Source organism: Frankia sp. CoWAU3 (genome assembly GCF_977971855.1).
In genome coordinates this window covers 16665-17549 of sequence record NZ_CDWWXB010000055.1, presented here as the reverse complement: position 1 = coordinate 17549, position 885 = coordinate 16665, and the positions used below count along the sequence as shown (strand labels likewise).

The window sequence follows — 885 nt, the reverse complement described above, 5'->3', positions numbered from 1 at the left end:
CCCTGGGTCCGACGTCGCCGGCGCCGGCCGGCGAGCCGACCGGACGCAGGCTCTGGTCGAGACGCTGGCCTCGCGCCGGCGGACGAATATGTTGATCGGCACGCTCGACCGACTGCGCAGACCCGCCACCGGGTGGCGTGCGGCCGGCCGCGTGACCCCCTGACTCCGGGTCGACCGGGTCTCCTGCCGAACCGCTCAGTACCGTTTCGACACCGCATCCCTTCGATCCCGATGGCCACCGACCGGACCGGTTCGCCTGCCGGGCGCCGGGGCGCCGCCGGAGAATCAGAGGAATTCATGATGAGTACGGCGGCGACATCCAGCGGTGCCGAATCCAGCGGTGCCGAATCCAGTTCCCCACCGTCCCCGTCGGCGCTACGCCGGGCGCTGCGCCGGGCCCGGGACGGCGCCACGCTCGACGTGGTGGAGGCCAGCATTCTGCTGGCCGCGCGCGGCGATGACCTCGCGGACCTGTGCCGCTCGGCGGCCCGGGTCCGCGACGCGGGTCTGGCGTCGATCGGGCGGCCGGGTGTCGTCACCTACTCGCCGAAGGTGTTCATCCCGTTGACTCGGTTGTGCCGGGACCGCTGCCACTACTGCACCTTCGCCACAGTGCCGCACCGGTTGCCCGCCCCCTACCTCACGGTGGACGAGGTGCTCGGCATCGCCCGGGCGGGCGCCGCGGCGGGCTGCGCCGAGGCGCTGTTCACGCTTGGTGATCGTCCCGAGGATCGGTGGCCGGTGGCCCGGGAATGGCTCGACGCCCACGGCTACGACTCGACGCTGGGTTACCTGCGTGCCGTCGCGATCGCCGTGCTGGAGGAGACCGGTCTGCTTCCGCACCTCAACCCGGGTGTGCTGAGCTGGGTGGAACTCGCCCGGCTC

General features: G+C 72.4%; 1 protein-coding gene. It reads left to right on the top strand.

Annotated features, from left to right (window positions below):
* Nucleotides 1–300 precede the first annotated feature (300 nt).
* Nucleotides 301–885 (top strand): radical SAM protein (locus AC08ON_RS07635; protein ID WP_476616693.1); only part of this gene is annotated, 585 nt, incomplete at its 3' end.